Origin of the sequence: Amycolatopsis antarctica (assembly GCF_002262875.1) — a bacterium.
Taxonomy (GTDB): domain Bacteria; phylum Actinomycetota; class Actinomycetes; order Mycobacteriales; family Pseudonocardiaceae; genus Amycolatopsis; species Amycolatopsis antarctica.
In genome coordinates this window covers 1-666 of sequence record NZ_NKYE01000049.1, presented here as the reverse complement: position 1 = coordinate 666, position 666 = coordinate 1, and the positions used below count along the sequence as shown (strand labels likewise).

Here is a 666-nt window from a genome sequence, read left to right as displayed (position 1 = left end):
GAGCTGATCCAGATTTTCCGGAACCGATCGGTACTGATCACGAGTTTCGTGATGCCGGTGGCGATCAGCGCCTTCTTCATCTACCAGCACGAACTGTTCGCCCAGGTCGGCAGCCTCGGCTACATCGCGGCCATCGTCATGTTCACCGTCAGCGCGTTCGGCCTCTACTCCTCCGCGGTCACCACCCTGGCCTCACGCAGGCAGAACCTGTTCCTCAAGCGACTGCGCTCCACCGCCGCCGGCGACGCCAGCATCCTCACCGGCCTGGTACTGCCGGTCACCGTCATCGCGATGATCCAGATCGCGGTCATCATGACCGTACTCGGCGTGGTCACCGGCATGCCCGACAACATGGGCCTACTGATCATCGCCGTACTCGCCACCATCGCCATGATGATCGGCCTCGGCCTGGCCACCGCCGGACTGACCAACTCCCCCGAACACGCCCAGGTCACCACCCTGCCCGTCACCCTCGGCGTCATCGCCGTCGCGAGCTGGGTCGGCATCACCGGCACCGAGGAACTCACCCTGCTCAAGCGCCTGCTGCCCGGCGGCTCCGCCACCGAACTGGTCACCAACGCCTGGAACGGCGGCGTCCCACTCGGCGACTCCCTGCTCCTGCTCGCCCCCACCGCGGCCTGGGTCATCGTCGCCGTCACCCTCGCC

Annotated in this window: 1 protein-coding gene; it reads left to right on the top strand. The window is 66.5% G+C overall.

The window, feature by feature from the left end; translation table 11 throughout:
• Window positions 1-666, top strand: a 666-nt coding sequence (locus CFN78_RS28370) for an ABC transporter permease (protein WP_094866383.1), incomplete at both ends; no start/stop codon positions are given.